Source organism: Corallococcus terminator (assembly GCF_049194865.1).
GTDB lineage: Bacteria > Myxococcota > Myxococcia > Myxococcales > Myxococcaceae > Myxococcus > Myxococcus terminator_A.
This window is the reverse complement of sequence record NZ_JBLZWL010000001.1, coordinates 353,289-370,736: the sequence shown is the minus strand read 5'-3', so window position 1 is coordinate 370,736 and position 17,448 is coordinate 353,289. Positions and strand designations below refer to the sequence as shown.

Annotated in this window: 18 protein-coding genes; 7 read left to right on the top strand and 11 right to left on the bottom strand. The window is 71.1% G+C overall.

Going from position 1 to position 17,448, the window contains the following annotated elements; genetic code table 11:
* Positions 1–96: 96 nt before the first annotated feature.
* Both ACN469_RS01630 and ACN469_RS01625 read right to left on the bottom strand, forming a co-directional pair.
* Complete coding sequence (locus ACN469_RS01630) at positions 97–1,410, bottom strand: OmpA family protein (protein WP_498763423.1); 1,314 nt, start codon at positions 1,408–1,410, stop codon at positions 97–99.
* A 24-nt stretch (positions 1,411–1,434) separates the two neighbouring features.
* A complete protein-coding gene (locus ACN469_RS01625) occupies positions 1,435–1,794 on the bottom strand; it encodes a DUF4398 domain-containing protein (RefSeq protein WP_498763422.1) in 360 nt (119 codons plus the stop codon).
* Between the two features lie 218 nt (positions 1,795–2,012).
* Between ACN469_RS01625 and ACN469_RS01620 the strand changes: the two genes are divergently transcribed.
* Complete coding sequence (locus ACN469_RS01620) at positions 2,013–2,897, top strand: 5'-3' exonuclease (RefSeq protein ID WP_498763420.1); 885 nt, start codon at positions 2,013–2,015, stop codon at positions 2,895–2,897.
* Between the two features lie 9 nt (positions 2,898–2,906).
* Here ACN469_RS01620 and ACN469_RS01615 read toward each other — a convergent pair whose 3' ends face one another.
* Positions 2,907–4,526: a hybrid sensor histidine kinase/response regulator gene (locus tag ACN469_RS01615; RefSeq protein WP_498763418.1), complete on the bottom strand. Its 1,620-nt coding sequence runs from the start codon at positions 4,524–4,526 to the stop codon at positions 2,907–2,909.
* 201 nt (positions 4,527–4,727) lie between these two features.
* Between ACN469_RS01615 and ACN469_RS01610 the strand changes: the two genes are divergently transcribed.
* From ACN469_RS01610 to ACN469_RS01590, 5 genes are all read left to right on the top strand, one after another.
* Positions 4,728–5,168, top strand: a complete 441-nt coding sequence (locus tag ACN469_RS01610; RefSeq protein WP_498763416.1) for a group II truncated hemoglobin — start codon at positions 4,728–4,730, stop codon at positions 5,166–5,168.
* Between the two features lie 59 nt (positions 5,169–5,227).
* Positions 5,228–5,827, top strand: coding sequence for a TetR/AcrR family transcriptional regulator (locus ACN469_RS01605; RefSeq protein ID WP_498763414.1), 600 nt, complete (start codon positions 5,228–5,230; stop codon positions 5,825–5,827).
* 40 nt (positions 5,828–5,867) lie between these two features.
* The gene (locus tag ACN469_RS01600) at positions 5,868–6,824 is read left to right on the top strand and encodes an alpha/beta hydrolase (protein WP_498763412.1); all 957 of its coding nucleotides are present in this window, start codon (positions 5,868–5,870) and stop codon (positions 6,822–6,824) included.
* 104 nt (positions 6,825–6,928) lie between these two features.
* Positions 6,929–7,774 (top strand): hypothetical protein, encoded by an 846-nt coding sequence (locus tag ACN469_RS01595; protein ID WP_498763410.1) that lies wholly within the window; start codon positions 6,929–6,931, stop codon positions 7,772–7,774.
* A gap of 75 nt (positions 7,775–7,849) precedes the next feature.
* A complete protein-coding gene (locus tag ACN469_RS01590) occupies positions 7,850–7,978 on the top strand; it encodes a hypothetical protein (RefSeq protein ID WP_498763408.1) in 129 nt (42 codons plus the stop codon).
* 51 nt (positions 7,979–8,029) lie between these two features.
* Here ACN469_RS01590 and ACN469_RS01585 read toward each other — a convergent pair whose 3' ends face one another.
* Together ACN469_RS01585 and ACN469_RS01580 are read right to left on the bottom strand one after the other, a co-directional pair.
* Positions 8,030–8,581 (bottom strand): hypothetical protein, encoded by a 552-nt coding sequence (locus ACN469_RS01585; RefSeq protein WP_498763406.1) that lies wholly within the window; start codon positions 8,579–8,581, stop codon positions 8,030–8,032.
* A gap of 149 nt (positions 8,582–8,730) precedes the next feature.
* Complete coding sequence (locus tag ACN469_RS01580; RefSeq protein ID WP_498763404.1) at positions 8,731–9,066, bottom strand: hypothetical protein; 336 nt, start codon at positions 9,064–9,066, stop codon at positions 8,731–8,733.
* Positions 9,067–9,280: 214 nt separating this feature from the next.
* Between ACN469_RS01580 and ACN469_RS01575 the strand changes: the two genes are divergently transcribed.
* Positions 9,281–9,943, top strand: coding sequence for a hypothetical protein (locus ACN469_RS01575; protein ID WP_498763402.1), 663 nt, complete (start codon positions 9,281–9,283; stop codon positions 9,941–9,943).
* Positions 9,944–9,957: 14 nt separating this feature from the next.
* Here ACN469_RS01575 and ACN469_RS01570 read toward each other — a convergent pair whose 3' ends face one another.
* The 6 genes from ACN469_RS01570 to ACN469_RS01545 all read right to left on the bottom strand — a co-directional run bounded on the left by ACN469_RS01570 (position 9,958) and on the right by ACN469_RS01545 (position 17,276).
* Positions 9,958–10,890, bottom strand: a complete 933-nt coding sequence (locus ACN469_RS01570; RefSeq protein ID WP_498763401.1) for an acyl-CoA desaturase — start codon at positions 10,888–10,890, stop codon at positions 9,958–9,960.
* A 142-nt stretch (positions 10,891–11,032) separates the two neighbouring features.
* Positions 11,033–12,769, bottom strand: coding sequence for a caspase family protein (locus tag ACN469_RS01565; protein ID WP_498763399.1), 1,737 nt, complete (start codon positions 12,767–12,769; stop codon positions 11,033–11,035).
* Between the two features lie 133 nt (positions 12,770–12,902).
* Positions 12,903–13,760: a hypothetical protein gene (locus ACN469_RS01560; protein ID WP_498763397.1), complete on the bottom strand. Its 858-nt coding sequence runs from the start codon at positions 13,758–13,760 to the stop codon at positions 12,903–12,905.
* Positions 13,761–13,777: 17 nt separating this feature from the next.
* On the bottom strand, positions 13,778–14,464 hold the full coding sequence (locus tag ACN469_RS01555) for an RNA polymerase sigma factor (RefSeq protein WP_498763395.1): 687 nt from the start codon (positions 14,462–14,464) through the stop codon (positions 13,778–13,780).
* A gap of 13 nt (positions 14,465–14,477) precedes the next feature.
* Positions 14,478–15,698: an RCC1 domain-containing protein gene (locus ACN469_RS01550; protein WP_498763393.1), complete on the bottom strand. Its 1,221-nt coding sequence runs from the start codon at positions 15,696–15,698 to the stop codon at positions 14,478–14,480.
* 108 nt (positions 15,699–15,806) lie between these two features.
* Positions 15,807–17,276 (bottom strand): DUF4397 domain-containing protein, encoded by a 1,470-nt coding sequence (locus ACN469_RS01545; RefSeq protein WP_498763391.1) that lies wholly within the window; start codon positions 17,274–17,276, stop codon positions 15,807–15,809.
* Positions 17,277–17,448: the final 172 nt, after the last annotated feature.

Genomic DNA, 17,448 nt, shown 5'->3' with positions numbered 1-17,448 from the left:
CCACGAGCAGGTCCGGAGCGAGGAGTCTTCACGCACATCACCCAGGTGCTTCGCGCCGAGCCCACCCGACGCGAGGCCGGGCGGGCGTCAGCATGACTACTGCTTCATGTCCGGGCTGGCGCCCTCGTTCGAGCCGCCCGTGCCATGGAAGTCCTCATGGTCGGCCGACGTGCCCTGCTGTCCCTGGCTCTCCGAGGGGAGGCCGCTGCCCCCCGTGCCCGGGAAGTCCTCATGGTCCGCGGCCGGGCCTTGCTGTCCCGAGGGGACCGCGCCGCTCGTGTTCTCCTGGGGCGGCAGGGTGTCACTCGAGGAGCCTGACTCCGGAGCCTGCTTCCGCTGCTCGGTGCCGGCGCCGCCGGTGCCCTCGTCCTGGCCGCTGCCGCCGACGGCGCGCTGGCCGCCACGCTCGATGACGATTTCCACGCGGCGGTTGTTCGCGCGGCCCTCGGCCGTGCCGTTGGTGGCCACGGGCTTGAACTCACCCATGCCGCGCGCCTCGATGCGATTGGCGGGCACGCCCTGGTCCACGAGGAACTCCTTCACCCGCTCGGCGCGCGCGTAGGACAGCCGCTCGTTGAGCGAGTCCGAGCCCTGCGAGTCCGTGTGGCCCTCGATGAGCAGCGGCTTGTCGCCCTCCTTCAGCACGTCCGCCACGTCGGCCAGCCTGTCTCGGGCCACCGGCAGCAGGTCCGACGCACCGGAGGCGAAGAGGACGCTGCCCGACAGCGTCAGCACCGTGCCGCGCGCCTCCTCCTTGACCTTGAGGTCCTTGTTCGCCCGGTCCAGCTGCGTCAGCGCCTGGGAGGCCTTGCGCTCGGCCTCCACGCGCGCCTGTCGCTCGGCCTCCAATTGCTGGGCGGTCTGCTGGTCCGTCTGGCTTCGCGCCTGCTGCTGCGCCTGCAGCTCCGCCGTCTGGCGTTGCAGCTCCTGGTTCTCCCGGGCCAGTCGCTGCGCCTCGGTCTCCAATTGCTGACGCCGGGAAGACTCCTCCGACAGCCGCTGGTCGTTGACCTGCTGCTGCTGGGCCGCCTGGGCTTGCGCCAGTTGCTGCTGCTCCTGACGGGCCTGGGCCTGGCTCAGGGCCCGCTCGGCCTGGGCCTGCTGCCGCGCGGCGATTTCCGCGCTGCCCCAGGCGCCGGCGGTCTCCGACTTGCGCAGGGCCACGTAGGCCAGCACCCGGGTGCGGGTGTCGTCCTCGTCGCTCTGGTAGGCCTGCTCCGCCTCGCGCAGGGCATCGCGCGCCTCGGTCACCTCCCGGGGACGCTCACGCCCCTGGGGACTGTCTATCAACTGCTGATAGGCCGACCGCGCCTCCACGAGCTCCTTGGGCGGAGCGGCACTCGCGCTCCCCGCCGCGAGGAGCGTCGTGGCTCCGACGAGGGCCTTCCATCCACGCTTGCTTCGCACCATGACGGTTTCCTCCGGGCTTGGGGCTCACTGCAGGCCGCGTTGCAGCGCCTGGGCCTGCTGGGTGGTTTGCTGCGCCTGCCGCTCCAGTGGCAACGCATGGGCGAGCGCCAGCGCGAGGTCCGCGTCCGCGTCCGCCTGCATGAAGCTCAGCTCCGCGCCTGGGGTGTCGTCGTCCCTCATCAGCTGCTCGCCGTTGTTGACCTGCTGGCGAGCGAACTCGAGATGACGCGCGGCTTCGGGGATGCGCGCGGCGCCGGCTCCTTCCGCTGCGCGCATGGAGGCGATGGCCTCCGTTCGTTTGGTGTTCGAGACGGGTATCACGCTCTGGCTGGCGCACCCGAACAGGGTGGCGCACAGCATCGCGGCAAGCAGCTTCGGGCGCACGGTCTACCTCCAGCCGTCAGTCACGGAGCGCGGGTGTCGCGCCCCAGGTCCAGAAGTGTGCTCGGGCCGACAGCCCGGCAATCCGCACGAAGACAAGCCGCCCGGGGAGGGAGCGGGCGTCCCCGCGAAGTGACGGGTCATCCTTGCGCGCGCGAGGTTGCGTGACGGGCCAGACGAGAGCCGCTGGCTGGAAGGCGCCAGGAGCGGTAGGAGGAGGCATGCGCCTGCATCTGGTGGATGGCACCTACGAGCTGTACCGCGCCCACTTCTCGCCCCGGCCGGGCCACGCCGCGCCGGATGGGCAGGACGTGAAGGCGACGGTGGGACTGATGTCGTCGCTGCTGATGCTGCTGCACGACGCGGACGAAGCCGTGACGCACATCGCGGTGGCGTTCGACAACCCCATCCGCTCTTTCCGCAACGCGCTGTTCAACGGGTACAAGAGCGACGAGGGCGTCCCGCCGGAGCTGCGCGCGCAGTTCGATTTGGTGGAGGAGGCCGTCGCGGCGCTGGGCGTACGCGTGTGGTCCATGAAGGAGCACGAGGCGGACGACGCGCTGGCCACGGCGGCTGCGAAGTGGGCGGACGCGGTGGAGCAGGTGCGCATCTGCACGCCGGACAAGGACCTGGGCCAGTGCGTGCGCGGCCAGCGCGTGGTGCAGGTGGACCGGCGGCAGGAGAAGGTGCTGGACGAGGACGCGGTGCGCGCGAAGCTGGGCGTGCCCCCCGCGAGCGTGCCAGACCTGCTCGGGCTGATGGGCGATGTCGCGGACGGCATCCCCGGGTTGAAGGGCTTCGGGGAGAAGGGCGCCTCGGCGCTGCTGTCGGCCTACGGGAAGCTGGAGGCGATTCCGGACGACGCGGCGAGCTGGACGGTGCGCCCGCGCGGCGCGGACAAGCTCGCCGCGACGCTGCGCGAGCACCGCGAGGACGTGCTGCTCTACCGGCGGCTCGCCACGCTGGTGACGGACGCGCCGCTGCCGGGCACGAAGACGCTGGAGGACGTGGCGTGGCGGGGCGTGCCCCGAGCGACGTTCGAGTCCTTCTGCGACAGGCTGGAAGTCACGACGATGAAGCGCAGGCCGAAGCGCTGGGCGGAATGACGGACGCGGCTACCCCGCCGCCTGGTCGTCATCCGCCTCGGCCTTGGCGGTGAGCGCGACGGGGGGCTGGCGGGGAAGGCGCACGGTGAAGGTGGTGCCCTGCTCCTGGGTGGAGTGCGCCTCCACGGTGCCTCCGTGCGCCAGGACGATGCTGCGCACGATGTAGAGGCCCAGGCCGATGCTGCGCATGCCCCGGTCCTCGGGACGCTCCACGCCGCGCTCCAGCGGCTCGAAGATGCGCGACTGGAGGTCTCCGGGAATCGGCAGGCCCTTGTTGTGGACCTCCAGCACGACGCCCGAGTCCTCGCCCCGCGCGATGACCCGCACCACCGTGTCCGGCGGGCTGTACTGCATCGCGTTGCCCACCAGGTTGCCGAGCACCTGCACCACGCGGTCCGGGTCCCACGCGCCGGCGCCGGTGCCCTCGTACTCGGAGACGATGCGGCGCTCCGGCCAGGCCGCCTGGAGTTCGTCCAGCGCCGCGTGCACCACCTCGTGCAGGTCCATGGGGCGCGGGTAGATGGGCAGCCCGCGGCCCTGCCTGGCGCGCGTGAAGTCGAGCAGGTCGCGAATCATCCGCGTCGCCCGCTCCGCCGCGCGCAAGATTCGCTGCACGTTGCGCTGCTGTCGGTCGTCGGCGTCCGGGCGCTGCGCCAGGAGGGAGGCGGCGAGCGTTATCGCGCCCAGGGGGTTGCGCAGGTCGTGGCTGACGATGCCGATGAGCTGCCGCTCGAAGTCCGCCTGCGCGTGCACCTCCGACAAGAGGCGCAGGCGCTCGGCCTCCGTCTGCTGCCACTCGGTGACATCCTGCATCGCCCCCACCACCTGCACCGCCTGGTTCTCCGAGTCCCGGACGATGTGGCACCGGTCCACCACGTGGGCCCAGGTGCCGTCGCCGCGCTGGAAGCGGTAGGTGTCCTGCCACTCGTGGCTCTCGCTGGAGACGGCCTGCCGCAAGCCGCGCACCGTGCGCTCGCGGTCCTCCGGATGCAGGCGCTCCGCCCACCAGGAGCGCGTGTCGCGGATGTTGGAGGAGACGTGGCCGAACAGCTCGTGCAGGCCGCTGGTCCAATCCACCGTGTCCGTGCGCGGGTCCCACTCCCACACCGCGTCGCGCGTGGCCCGGGCGGCCAGCCGGAAGCGCAGCTCGCTGCGCCACGCGCGCTCCTCCGCGGCCTGCACCTCCGTCAGCGTGCCTTCGGCCAGCATTCGCCGCGCGCGCTCGTCCTCCAGCAGCTGGCGGCGCTGGCGCTCCAGGCGTGCCAGGGCGAGCACTCGCGCCTCCAGCTCCACCGGACGGAAGGGCTTGAAGACGTAGTCGTTGGCGCCCGCGTCGAGCGCCTCCACCACGTCGTCCGCGCGCGTGTTGACGGTGAGCAGCAGCACGGGAATCAGCGAGGTGGTGGGCCCGGAGCGCACGAAGCGACACACCTCCAGGCCCGACATGCCCGGCAGGTACCAGTCCAGCACCAGCACGTCGGGCAAGAGCCCGTGCTCCTGGCCCAGCTTCTCCAGCAGGGCGGCGCCGTCGGTGAACGTCTCCACCTGACAGGTGGGAGTGAGCGCACGGCGGATGGCCTCGGTCTCGACGGAGCTGTCGTCGAGCACCCAGACACGAGGCGGAGGCATCGCCCGGGTCCGCGGAGGATGGGTGGAAGGGGGCACGGGTGTGCAGGCTCTAGCAACCGTTTCTCTCCCGGGTCAAATCTTCGATGGGCATCCCGCGAGCCCCCTGCCAACCTGTCGCTCTCCCGACAGCCCTCACGGCGGCGCACCGAGCGCTCGTTCCCCGAGGGAAAACCCGTGCCCGCACCGATGTTGAAGGATGTCATGCCCGTTGAGCTCAAAGTTCCCCCCTCGGATGATTGGGTGCCCACGCTGGACGACACGCCGTTTATGCGCATTGGCGGCGCGGACGCGGTGATGGCGCTGGCGGGGGCCTTCTATGACGCGATGGATGCACACGAGCCGGTGCTGGCGAAGCTGCACGAGCTGGATGAGCAGGGCCGGGTGAACGGGGGCACGCGCGAGCGCTTCGGTCTCTTCCTCATCGGGTGGCTGGGCGGGCCGCAGCATTACGCGCAGCAGCACGGCCACCCTCGCTTGCGGATGCGTCACGGCCATGTGCCGGTGGATCTCTCCATGCGGGACGCGTGGCTGCGCGCCATGGGCAAGGCCCTGGACGCGCGGGGCGTCACGGGCGGGCTGCGCCGCTTCCTGGATGACCGCTTCGCCCAGGTGGCGGACTTCCTGCGCAACACCGAGGGCTGAGCAGCGGCCCGTCGGTTCATCGACTTGCGGAAAAAAGCACGAGCGTTTAGAAAGAGCCCATGCGCAAGGGAGAGCTCACCCATCAGGCGATTCTCGAGCGGGCCATCCAGCTCGCCAGCCGGGTGGGCTTGCAGGGGCTGAGCATCGGGGGGCTGGCGGAGGAGCTCCAGCTCTCCAAGAGCGGCCTGTTCGCGCACTTCCGTTCCAAGACGTCGCTCCAGGTGGAGATTTTGGAGGCGGCCACGGCGCTGTTCACCGAGCGCGTCATCCGCCCGGCGCTGACGCAGCCCCGAGGCGAGCCCCGGGTGAGGGCCCTCTTCGAGAAGTGGCTGACGTGGGAGAAGGAGCTGGTGCCGGAGGGCGGGTGCATCTTCGTGGCGGCGGCCACGGAGCTGGACGACGCGCCCGGGCCCGCGCGGGACAGGCTGGTGCAGACGCAGCGGGACTGGCTGGACTGCCTGGCCCAGGCCGCGCGCATCGCCGTCGCCGAGGGGCACTTCCACAAGGACGTGGACGTGGAGCAGTTCGCCCACGATGAGAACGCCCTCTTGCTGGGCTTCCACCACTCCGCGCGCCTCTTGAAGGAGCCGCGCGCGGAGACGTGGGCCAGGCGTGCCTTCGACGCGCTGCTGCGCGCCGCCAGGCCCCAGGGCTCCTGAGCTTTCTTTGGCTTTGTGTCGTTCCGAGGAGGACCTCGTCATGGCGAAAAATAGCACGAACGTTCGGGCGAAATTGGCGATGTGGGGCATGCGGGCGGTGGCGTTGAGTGCGGGGGCGGTGGCGCCGGGGCTGACGGCGGCGTGGGCGGATCGGATGTTCCGGACGCCTGTGCGGCCGCGCCGCTCGAAGACGGCGGAGGCGGTGCTGGCGCGGGGGCAGCCTCGGATGCTGACGCTGGGGGGCGAGGAGGTGGCGGTGTGGAGCTGGGGTGTGGGGCCGCGCGTGCTGCTGGTGCACGGGTGGAGCGGGTATGGCGGGCAGCTCACGGCCTTCGTGGAGCCGCTGGTGGCGGCGGGCTTCTCCGTCGTGACGTACGACGCGCCGGGGCACGGGCAGTCGTCGGGGAGGACGAGCTCGTTGCCGGAGATGGCGGAGCTGGTGGCGGACGTGGCGCGGGCGACGGGCGGGCCGTACGCGGTGATTGCGCACTCGCTGGGTGCGGCGGCGACGGCGGTGGCGATGAGAGACGGGTTGAAGGTGGGGCGCGCGGTGTTCGTGTCGCCGCCGGCGGACCCCCGTGGCGGCATCCAGGCCTTCGCCCGGGCGATGGGGCTCACAGATGCGGTGTGGATGCGGATGGAGCAGCGAATCGAAGCGCACTTCAGCATGCGGCTGCGTGATTTGGCCCTGCCCAACTTCGTGCCGCTCCTGGGGCGCGTGCCGCTGCAGGTGTTCCACGACGTGGGAGACCGGGAGGTGCCGCTCGCCGCGGGCGAGTCGGTGGCGAGCGCGTGGCCGGGCGCGCGGCTGACGCGGACGCAGGGGCTGGGACACCACCGCATCCTGTACGCGCCGGAGGTCGTGTCGCAGGCGGTGGCGTTCGTCGAGGAGGGCAAGCCGGAGACCGCGTGGGCGGACGTGGGGCTGCTGGCCTCGGCCTCTGCTTCGGCTCACACGGCGTCGCGTGCTCCGCTGCGGCTGGTGCGGCACTCGTGAGGTGACGCGGCCCGCACCGTGTCGCGCTGGCGGTGCGAGGGTGATGCTGTCTGAACAGGCCCCGCGTGCATGGCGTCGTGAGAGTGATTGGCTACAGTGCGCGCATGTCCCGTGAAGAGAATGCCCGCTACCTTGAATCGATTCGCCAGCGCAATGCCATCGCGCCCTTCAAGCGTTGGATGAAGTGGTGGCCGTTCCTGATTGTCGCGTACGCCGCCATGTACTTCATGTTCAGTGGCGGCAAGCTGCCAGGGCTGCCGTCCTCCGAGGACCTGAGTCGGACCGGCTACACGTTGCTGGTGGGAGTCGGGGTCTTCGCGGGCGCCCTGGGCTTTGTCTTCTGGCGGGGACAATCGGCGCGGCGCAAGTCCAGGGAGGCTTTCCTGCATCCCGACCCGAGCGCGCTGCTCGCCATCTACGAGCAGGTGTTCGCGGCGAGCAGCCAGTTTCCGGATGTCGCCTGCTACCGCGCCAACTCCCGTGCCCTTGCCCTTGGCTTCTACGGGGACGCGGCCTCCGCGCGCCGGGAGCTGGCGAGCATCGACTGGGCGGGGCGTCCTCCTGTCATCCGCGCGATGGAGCGAGCGGGTGAGGCGACCCTCCTCATGCTGTGCGAGGACGAGCCCGAGCGGGGACTCGTGCTCGCGAAGGAGGCCCTCGCCATGGTGGAGTTTCCCAGCCCGGTCGCGGGCTCCGCCCAGGGGCGCGCCTACTTCGAGGTCGGCGTGGCTATCGGCGAGGTGCTCACCGGCACGGCCACCGCTGCCTCGCTCCAGGTGCTGGAGCAGCATCACCAGAAGACCCAACTGGCCATGGTCCGACTGCTGAGTGTGTGGGGCCTCCGGGTGGCGCACACCCGGGCAGGTAACACGGCGCGTGCCGAGGCGATGCGCGAGCTGCTCCAGCGTGAGGCTCCGCACTGCGCTCCCCTCCATCGAATCCCCGGCTGAGTCCCCGGGTGGGAGGGCACCGTGGCGTCACGGTGCTCCAAGCGCGCATGTGTGCCCCGGACATCGTGAGCGCGCGTGGTGCTGGGCGCGGGTGAGAAGGCCGACGTCACGGTGCGCGCGGACTTCCCGCCCGAGCGCTGGGTGGTGGACCCCGACGTGCGCGTGCTCCAGCTTCGTCGCGAGCAGGCCGTCGTGCCGCTGTGAGACGACGGGCCGCGCTCCGGTGCTGGCTTGGAGCGCGGTCGCCGGAATGGCTCAGGGCTGCGTGACGTGGAGTTGCCGCGTCTCGACGCCGGGCAGGGACTCGGCGCCCGTGCGCGTACCGGTGAGCAGCAGGGTGAAGTCCCCGACGACGGGCAGGGGGATGCAGGTCACCGTGAACTTTCCCTCGAGGGAGAGCTGGAGGGGGCCATTCGTCGCCCGGCTTCCCCTGCCGGAGGTGACGCTCAGGTTCGCCGTGCAGTTGAGCTGCTCGACGAAGACCTCGCACGAGCCCTCGCTGATGGAGAAGGTGTTCTCTCCGGTCATCGTCGCCCGCAGGTCCTGGGCGCAGGTGATGGACTCGGAGCGGATGCTCAAGGCCTTCTTGGAGCCGGAGGCCGCCGAGATTCGCACCGTGTCCTCCAGCTCCCCGTTCTCGGTCTGTCCGTTGAGGGTGGCACTCAAGGTGCCCGTGCTCTCGTAGGCCCCCGTGACGTTGGACCGATGGTCCGTCGTGGTGTCCTGGTCCCCGTCCCCCTCCGCGTCGTCGTCCCCACAGCCGCCGAGCACCAGCAGCGCGGACGCCAGCAGCATTCGCATGCGCATCACTTGGACTCCCTCCATCCCCAGATGAGTGCCTTCGCCTGAGAAGGCTCGGGCGGAAGTATCTTGATGCTCGGCGCACCGCGCAACGTGACGTGTCCGGAGGTCCCCGGTCCTGACGCCATTCGCGTGCTAGCGGACAGTGCCCGGTGTCACTGCGCGTGGAGCGGGGTGGTGCTCGCGCCGAACTGGGAGCCGACGTAGCGGCCCTTGCCGTCGTAGCGCACGTCGACGTCGCCCGGCTTCAGCGGGGTGGAGTGCTCGTCCAATGTGCGCACCACCTTGGGGCGGGCGTCGCGCACCTGCTCCCGCGTCACTTGTCCCCGCAGCAGGGTGTCGAGCCAGTCGCGGTGGGCCTCGCAGTCCGCGTAGCCCTCGCCCATATAGGTCTGGGAGGTGCCGACGTTCAGCACCCCGTAGGCCCCCACGAGCAGGGTCAGCCCCCACGCCATCAGCATGACGAAGAACGCCACCTTCCATCCATTCATGGCCGGGACGTTATCCGCATCGGGTGCGCGTGGCGTTTTGTCGGTGCGCTGTCAGCGTGTCATTCGTCGCGCGGGCCTTCGTTGACACGATGTCGTGGGGTGGGGCGCTGGTGAGGCGGGGTTCCCTCTGGAGTGAGGTTGTGCACGCTCATTGCACAAGGGGAGCGGGTCGCTGGACGAGCGTTCCAGGGACGTCATCGGGGGATGTCCAAACATGAAGCCCATTCACATGCTGTGTCTGACGTTGCTGTCGTCGGCTGTCGCTCACGCCCAGGAACTGAGCGCCTCGCCGTCCGTCTCAACCGCGCGCAACACGGTGCTGGGGGTCGCTATCACTCCCAACGAGCTGGGTGTGGTGACGCTGGAGGGAGAGCGGGTGGTGAGTCCCCGCGTGTCGGTGGGCCTGGGGCTGCGCACCGGGTTCACCCAGGCGAAAAACTGGTCTACCGCCATGGCTCCAGGCGAGCCGGAGTCCGAGGGGGGAAGCTCCGGCTTCATCCTGGGCGTGGGCCCCCGGGCCCGCTTCTTCCTCGTGGGAGATGCGCCCGAAGGACTGTGGGTGTCGCCGGGCCTGGAAGTCACTCGCTCGTGGCGCCGCTACGAGGGAGATGGACAGATGAGCGTCACTGAGTCGGAGCACCGGACCTGGAGCTTCGGCGCGACGGCGATGCTGGGCTACACCGCCATCCTTGGGCGAGGCCTCGCGGTGCAGGCGGGCGTGGGCGCGGAGGTCCGGCATGATTCGAGTCGAGCCTCGATCAACATCACGCCCAAGCCCGGGTACGAGGATTCGTACTTCGGCGGCGAGCAGTCGATCAAGGGACGCTCGTGGTTGGTCAACGAGCGACTGGCGTTGTCGCTGGGCTGGGCCTTCTGAGTCGTGGCGCGGCGCTACACCGGCAGGCGACGGCGGAGGCATCCGCGCGGGAACCGCGGGTGCTTGCGAGGGCCGGGCCGTCGGTGCGCTCCGGGACGCAGCGGCAGGTGGGTCATCGTCTTCACGTCGTGCACGAGGCCCAGCGTGGCCAGTGCCTTCACCGCCCACCAGCCCGGGTCCGGCTGTCGCCAGCCGAAGCCCATCCGCGCCGAGCTGGGGTACGCGTGGTGGTTGTTGTGCCACGACTCGCCCATGCTCACGAGGGCGAGCCAGCCCGCGTTGCGCCCCTGCTCCGCGCACTCGGGCAGCTCGTAGGGCTGCTCTCCTTCGACATGGCTCACGTAGTGGATGAACCAGAAGCCATCCTGCGTGAGCGCCAGTCGCACGAAGACACCCCAGACCACCCACGCGGGGCCGCCCACCGCGTACAGCGCGAGTGCGAGCGGCACTTGGAGCCAGAGGTTGGCGCGCTCCAGGGCGATGAAGAAGACGTCATTCTCGACGTCGGGCTCCACGGGGGGATAGACGCTCGCGTCGCGCGCATGCCACGTGCGGAAGAGGGCGTGAGTCATGGCGCTGAGGAAGCCGTCGCGGTAGCCGAAGTACTCGGGGCAGTCGGCCTCCGGCTGGTTCTGGTGGAAGTCGCGCAGGTGGTGCATGCGGCTCATGCCGAGGACGCTGCCCAGTCCCGCCAGCGTGCCGAGGAAGCCGAGCGCCCGCTCCACCGTGCGCGTCGCGCGGAAGGCACGGTGGATGAGGCCGCGGTGGATGCCCACCGAGAGCCCGAGACACATCGTCACCACGGTCAACACGGCGAAGACCGCCACCGCGCTCCACGAGAAGTACAGCGCGCCACCCACGAGTGCGCCCACGTGGAGCAGGCTCCACCGGAGCACCTTGCCCGCATCCCACCGCGCCTCGCCCCACCTCGTGATGTCCGCGTTCATGCACCGCCCCTTTCGGAGCGGGTCCATCGCAAGCGCCCTGCCAGGGAGACACGGGCCTGATTCCAGGGACTTGAGCGGGCGCACGGGCGCCACTGTCAACGCCGTTCACAGCGCGCCGCGCACGGCGTGGACGGTGAGTCGCTCAGCGCTCCAGTCCGAACTCCACGCCGGGACTCCAGCGTCCACGTCGGTGCCCGTCCACGCGGACTCCATCGAAGTCGAGTCCCAGGGCGCCGCGCACCGCGAAGTCACCCGCCCTCCAGCGCAGGCCCGCGGCGCCGCGCGCGGTCAGGCCACGCGAGTCGCCCTCCCTTCGGCCGGGTCTGTCCACCACGGTCATCAACCAGCCCGCACCCAGCTCCGCGAAGGGCGCCAGCGTGCCTCTGCCGCTCAGTCCGCCCATGGCCAGCACCGACACGCGCTGAAGCGTGGCGTTGTCCGCCCATGCATCCGGCGCGAGTGAGTAGCTGGCCCGCGCGCCCCACCGGATGAGGCCAGGGCCCGGCACGCGCCAGGCGAGTGACAGCCCGCGTGCGATGCCGCGACCACCCAGCGGCGGCGCGCCGAGCGTGAGGCCCACCTCCAGGCCCAGCGAGCGCGGGAGGCTCGACGGGTCCCCGGGTGTCACCGGTTGGGAGAAGTCCACGGCGGGCCCACCCGCCGACGTGACATAGCCCTCGTAGAAGTCGCGTCCGAAGGGCAGGGCGAAGAGGCCCTGGAGCAGGCTCTCCTCGGCCGCGCCACGTCGGGCCACTTCGGGGGGAGAGGGTTGGGGGAGTCGTCCCGCGTTCAGGTCCTCGAGCCGCACGCGTGCTTCGCCCCCGGGCGTGCGCAGCCAGTACGCGTCGCGCTTCGGCAACGCGAGCGCCAGGGACTCTCCCGCGGCCTGATGCGTATCCGCGAGTCGCACGCCCGAGGTGTCCTCCACGGAGATGCGCGCGCCCCGAGGCGTCGCTGGCAGGTCGAGGCGCGGACCGTCGGGCACGGGGCCGATGAGCGCGCGTGAAGGGCTCAGTGTCGGCGGGAAGGTGCGCAGCGCGAGCCGGGCCTGTGGAGACTTCACGCCTCGGATGGCGGCGGCGACGAAGGCGTCCAGTTCGCTGTACTCCACGCGGCCGTCGCCGTTGACGTCCGCGCCACCCATCAGCGCGGAGCGGGCCGCGTGGCTGAAGACGCCCGCGCGGATGCGGGACCACTCGTGTGTCTCGCCCTCGTTGCTCTCCGCGAAGATGGCGCCGACGCTGGGGTGACCGGTGAGTTGCTCCTGCTCCAGCGCGCGCCGCAACCTCCGGAGCACCAGCGGGTCGGCGCCTCGGCTGCCCACGACGCCGGCCGCGTGACAGGCATCCACGAGCAGGTGCACGTAGTCCGCCTCGGCCCGCTCCACGATGCGTGAGTAGAGGCCCTCCTGGTCCAGTCGTCCGTCAGCGAGCGTGAGGTAGGCGCGCGCGGACTCGCCCGTGCGGCCATGGCCCACGTAGACGAAGAGGAAGTCCACGGTGCGACCGGCCGCGCGGTCCGCCGCGTTGCGCTGGGCCAGCGAGGCCACGGCCTCATCGAGCGCGGCGAGCGTGGGCACGCGCACGCCCGTCAAGCGCTCGCGCTCCGCTTCGGCGGTGTCGGTGTCCGCGACGGTGAGGAGCACCACGTCCACGCCCAGGCGCTGAAAGGTCTCCATCCAGCGCACGCCGTCGTCATCCGCGTAGCGCAGGGGCGGCATGCCTGGAGAGTCGCTCCCGTTGTACGCGACGACCAGGGCCCGTCGAACCGGGGGAGACTCCGGGGAGGTGGCGCCCGTCTCCGCGAGGGACACCGTCGCACAGCACGTGAGCCAGAGGACGAGGACACCGCTGTTCATCGGAACCACGAGGGGGCTCATGCTGGTCCTTCCGCGGACACGGCCGCGTCCCGCGCGGCGAACGGTGGGCTCACGAACAACAGGAGGGCGCGGACACCACGGGGCGCCGGAGCCGCGATGAATCGCTCTGCCCCTCTCGAACGAGAAAGCCAGCTCATGGCTTCCCCGCGATGCGGACGCGGTGCTGCACGCGCACGACATCCTTGACGGGCTCACCTCGCGCGGCGGCGAGCGCGGCGGACGCGCTGCTCGCGAACACGGCGGTCAGCTCCACTTCGCCCGTGTCAGGCAGCTTCGGCGTGAGGTCCAGCGCGGCCTCCGAGCCCGGAGACGCCTTCACCTCGAACGGCCCTTCCATGCGCAGGCCCTTGTCGGTGCGCACCGTCACCACGACATGCGTGTAGGGCGCTCGAGCTCCCGCCGCGAAGGCGAGCGCCGCACCGGCCGGACATTCACCCTGTCCTCGGACCTCCCGAAGCTCCGCCTCCTCGGGGACGCAGAACAGCCGCATCACCGTCGCGCCCTGTCCCTCGCCGCGCGTGCCCCACTCCGTCGTGTCGCTCGGCAGGCTCAGCCACACGAGGCCCGCCGCCGCCATCAAGCTGACCACCCACGCGCTGCCCACATGGCCCAGGGACGGCGCGTTCCAGGCTCGAAGCACCCACGCCCACGGACGTCGCGCCAGGCCCCAAGCCCCGCCCACCTCCTTCTTGTGCAGCCGGTCCGCGCGCGTCGCCTGTCCCGAGGACTCGCGCGACAGCTCCCCCGCGACGGCGGCGAGGACCGCGGGCAGTCCGCGCGACTCGAGCGACTCCAGCTCCCCCGGCGTGGGCTCGGTGATGGTGTCCCTGGAGAACACGCGGCGCAGGTTCATCACCCGCTCGTAGCGCGCGCCGCACCGGGCACAGCCCCGGGCATGACTCAGCACGCGGCTCCACTGGCGCGGAGGCAGGACGCCCTCGTTGGCGAGGTGGACGAGCTGTCGGTCCACGTGTGGGGTGAACAGGGCCATGGGGAAACTCACTCGGGTCAGGGCACGAAGTAGGGGAAGAGCAGGGCCATCACCGCGGCCGTGGCGGCGGCGGAGGGCAGGGCATCGGGTGCGTCAGCGGTGAGCCAGCCCTCCTCGACGAGGAAGTCCGTCATCGCGCGGCGCAGCTTCGTCTCGCGCGTCCGCAGCTCCTGTCGGGACAATCCCAGCACCAGGCCCGCGCGCTCCTGCGACAGGCCCTGTACGAAGCGCAGGTCCGCGAGCCGGCGCGTCGCCTCGTCGAGAGCGGAGAGAAAGCGTTGCACCAGCTCGCGCGTCTCCACCTCCAGCGCGCGGTCCTCGGGCGAGGGCGCGTTGCTCGCGAGCCGCTCCGCTGTCGGCGTGTCGTCCAGCGCGACCGCCTCGCGCGCGATGCGCCCCGCCGCCCTCAGCACATCCACCGCCGCCTGCCGCGCCAGCGCATTGAGCCAGACGGAGTACGGCCGCACGCCGTCATACGTGTGCCGGGCCTGCTCGCGGAACGCGCGCACGAAGGTCTCCTGGTGCACGGCCTCCAAATCCAACGGCCCCACGCGCGCCAGTCCGCCGGGGCCGCGCGACACGTACGTGCGCGACAGGAACCGCGCCACATGTCCGGAGTAGGCCCGGTACACGCGGGTCAGCGCTCCCGACTCTCCCCGGCGAAAGGCCTCCAGTAACAGCGGGTCTTCCTTCAGCAGCGACATGCCGTCCTCCCTCTCAGGGGGCCCCAAGCCCCTGGACCACGGCCGGCGCCACGCGGTCCGATTGCGTCCCATCACCCAACTGGCCGGTGGCGTTGCCGCCCCAGCACCGCACCTGTCCGTCACGCATCACCGCGCAGGTGCTCGTCACTCCGGCGGACAGGTCCACGACTTCGTCGTCCAGGGCCGTGACGTCCACGGGCGCCGCGCGGTGGATGCGCGTTCCATCCCCCAGCTGTCCGGCGCCATTGAGGCCCCAGCACCGCACGCGCCCCTCCGCGTCCAGCGCGCAGGTGAAGGAATTGCCCGCGCGCACCTGCCGCATGGCCGACGGCAGTCCCACCGGATGCACCGGCGTGGCGCTGCCCAGCGCGGTGTCATCCCCCAGCTGTCCGTCGTCATTGAATCCCCAGCACTCCAGGTCGCCCATGCCCACGCGCGCGCAGGTGTGTCCCAGGCCCGCCGTCAGCGAGCGCACCGGCCCGGACAAGCCCCTCACTCGCACCGCCCCGGGCTCGGGCGTCGGACTGGCGAGGCCATTGCCCAGCGCGCCGTACGTGTTGTCACCCCAGCACCACGCTTCTCCATCGGCGGTGGCGGCGCAGGTGTGGTTGGCACCCGCCGCGAGCACCGTGAGGTTGGCGGGAAGTCCTGGCACCGGCACGGGCCGAGGCGTCTTGCCCACCAGCTCTCCGCCGAGCTGGAAGAAGTCATTCGCCCCCCAGCACATCACCTGTCCCCCCGCGTGCAGCGAGCAGGAGTGCGCGAGGCCCGACGCCACCGTCACCACGTTGGTGCCCGCGCCCGGCACGTCCACCGGCTCCAGAGAGGCCATCGTGTTGCCGTTGCCGAGCTGGCCCTGGGAGTTGTCTCCCCAGCACCGCACGGTGCCGCCCTCCACCACCACGCAGGTGTGCTGTCCCCCGGCGGCGAGCGCGAGCACGCCCGAGCCCAGTCCCCGCACGTCCACCGCCGAGGCCCTCAGCGCGCGCGTCCCGTCCCCCACCAGCCCGACTCCGCCCCAGCACCGCACGCCGCCCGTCTCCAGCAGCGCGCACGCGTGCTGGCTGCCCACCGACACCTGCCGGGCCAGGCCCCGCTGTTCGGTGTCTGTGTCTGGGTTCGGGCACGAAGCGCCGTCCTCGTCGCAGGCCTGGGGCGTGGTGCTCTGGATGGGGTCCAGACACGCGCTGGTCGACGCGAGGAGCAGCACGAGGAGGCCAACGCGACGCTTCATGGGACTCGGTTCTCGGAGAAAGAGACAAGCGGGCACCGCGAAGACAGTGGCTCCGCGATGCCCGCCCTGGTGACCAGGTATTGCTGGGACGAATGTGCTGGGAAAACGTTACGGGAGGGGATGCACGTTGATTGCGCTCCACGGTGAAGTGCTCGTGTCCACCAGCACCAGCCGGAAGCCCGCCTCGTTTTCTCCAGGCGTGGGAGAGAGCGCGCCCGCGGCCACGGCGAAGACGCCCCGGCCCACGAAGGCAGACGTGCCCAACTGGAAGCGAGCCACGGGTGAGCGCTCGGAGGCCGTCGAGGCCGACACTCCCACCACCACCGAGTTGAGCGGGGGCAGCGCCAGGCCCTCCTCCGCCGAGGCGCGGCGATAGGGCACGTCGTTGAAGGCCGCGCTCGTCGGGACGACGCCACCCTCCAGCGGGCCCACGTCCACCGTCGGCGCGTCGGGCGAGGCGTGGACCACGCGCAGCCGCAGGTTGCTCGCATCGGTAGCGAAGCCGTCGGAGAACGCGAGCAGCTCGAAGGTGGAGTCCGCCGGGTCGTCCTTGGACGGGCTGAGGAAGCCCCCGGCCAGCGCGAGGTAGCGCTCTCCGGCGACCAGCGCGGGCGTGGCGCGCGAGGCGGCGGGTGCACCGGCGGGACGCGTGCCGCCGGAGACGTTGGCGAAGAAGTCGAGCGTGTAGCTGCCCGGAGGCACCTGGATGGGAGTGGACAGCTCGCCGAAGGTGAGGTCATCCACCAGCTCCGCGGTGCCCACGAAGAGGTCCACCGAGGGCGCATCTGGCGAGGCGTGCAGCGCATAGACGACGGGATTCTGTCGGACCCGTCCGACACCCGCGGCCAGCAGACTGAAGCCGGCCGGGGCGCTCGGCTTCTGGGAGAGCTGTCCGGTGGCGATGACGAACACCTCTCCGCGCGAGGGCAGGGCGGGCACGGTGAAGGACGTCACCTTCGCGTTGGTGGCCGTGCGGATGCCCACCTGGAGCGACTGGCCGGAGGGCAGCTCCACGCCCGTGGCCCCCGTGTCCTGGAAGCGCTGCAGGCCGGTGATTTCCGAGGTGCCGTCATCCCCCACGTCGATGGAGACGGTGGGCGCGTCCGCGCCCGCGTGGACGATGCGCACGCGCGTCTTGCCGTCGGCGGGAGGGTTGAAGCCCTCGGTGAGGGGCAGCACACGGAAGGCACGCGCCGCATCAGTGGAGACGAGCAGCCCCGCGGCCACCGCGCTCACCGTGTGGCCCGCGCCCAGCACGAGCGGACCGGTGGAGTAGACGGGCGCGGAGGAGGCCAGCGCTCCCGCCGCGCGCACCTGGACGTTGTACGTCCCCGTGGGCACGGTGGCGTAGGCGGTGGCGTCGCCGTACTTCACGTTGGTGAAGAGCGGCGTCGACTGCCCCTCCGCGTAGATGTCCACGGCGGGGGCGTCCGAGGACGCGTGGATGATGCGCAGCTTCGCCTGGGTGGAAGGCGTGTCGTCGGGAGGTGTCTCGTCCTCGCCGCAGCCCACGAGGGTGGACAGCGTGGCGGTGAGCGCCACCGTGAGGCAGCGATGACTCCAAGGGTTCTTCGTCATGTCGCGCTCCAGGGGTATGCGGTCGTCGCCCGAGCGAGCGCGACCGTGACTTCGGGAGCCCCTTACGAAACGAGCCGTGAAACCTGGTTGGTCCCGCGTGTCCGCCACGGCGCGTCGACTGACTGTCCACCCACGAGCACTCCCCGCGCCGGGGATGGAATGACGCGGTGCG

What these genes read in the sequence shown, in the direction of transcription:
- ACN469_RS01630 (WP_498763423.1), bottom strand. Translation starts at nt 1,410, where the DNA reads ATGGTGCGAAGCAAGCGTGGATGGAAGGCCCTCGTCGGAGCCACGACG.
- ACN469_RS01620 (WP_498763420.1), top strand. Translation starts at nt 2,013, where the DNA reads ATGCGCCTGCATCTGGTGGATGGCACCTACGAGCTGTACCGCGCCCAC.
- ACN469_RS01615 (WP_498763418.1), bottom strand. Translation starts at nt 4,526, where the DNA reads ATGCCTCCGCCTCGTGTCTGGGTGCTCGACGACAGCTCCGTCGAGACC.
- ACN469_RS01610 (WP_498763416.1), top strand. Translation starts at nt 4,728, where the DNA reads ATGCCCGTTGAGCTCAAAGTTCCCCCCTCGGATGATTGGGTGCCCACG.
- ACN469_RS01605 (WP_498763414.1), top strand. Translation starts at nt 5,228, where the DNA reads ATGCGCAAGGGAGAGCTCACCCATCAGGCGATTCTCGAGCGGGCCATC.
- ACN469_RS01600 (WP_498763412.1), top strand. Translation starts at nt 5,868, where the DNA reads ATGGCGAAAAATAGCACGAACGTTCGGGCGAAATTGGCGATGTGGGGC.
- ACN469_RS01595 (WP_498763410.1), top strand. Translation starts at nt 6,929, where the DNA reads ATGTCCCGTGAAGAGAATGCCCGCTACCTTGAATCGATTCGCCAGCGC.
- ACN469_RS01585 (WP_498763406.1), bottom strand. Translation starts at nt 8,581, where the DNA reads ATGCGCATGCGAATGCTGCTGGCGTCCGCGCTGCTGGTGCTCGGCGGC.
- ACN469_RS01580 (WP_498763404.1), bottom strand. Translation starts at nt 9,066, where the DNA reads ATGAATGGATGGAAGGTGGCGTTCTTCGTCATGCTGATGGCGTGGGGG.
- ACN469_RS01575 (WP_498763402.1), top strand. Translation starts at nt 9,281, where the DNA reads ATGAAGCCCATTCACATGCTGTGTCTGACGTTGCTGTCGTCGGCTGTC.
- ACN469_RS01570 (WP_498763401.1), bottom strand. Translation starts at nt 10,890, where the DNA reads ATGAACGCGGACATCACGAGGTGGGGCGAGGCGCGGTGGGATGCGGGC.
- ACN469_RS01565 (WP_498763399.1), bottom strand. Translation starts at nt 12,769, where the DNA reads ATGAGCCCCCTCGTGGTTCCGATGAACAGCGGTGTCCTCGTCCTCTGG.
- ACN469_RS01560 (WP_498763397.1), bottom strand. Translation starts at nt 13,760, where the DNA reads ATGGCCCTGTTCACCCCACACGTGGACCGACAGCTCGTCCACCTCGCC.
- ACN469_RS01555 (WP_498763395.1), bottom strand. Translation starts at nt 14,464, where the DNA reads ATGTCGCTGCTGAAGGAAGACCCGCTGTTACTGGAGGCCTTTCGCCGG.
- ACN469_RS01550 (WP_498763393.1), bottom strand. Translation starts at nt 15,698, where the DNA reads ATGAAGCGTCGCGTTGGCCTCCTCGTGCTGCTCCTCGCGTCGACCAGC.
- ACN469_RS01545 (WP_498763391.1), bottom strand. Translation starts at nt 17,276, where the DNA reads ATGACGAAGAACCCTTGGAGTCATCGCTGCCTCACGGTGGCGCTCACC.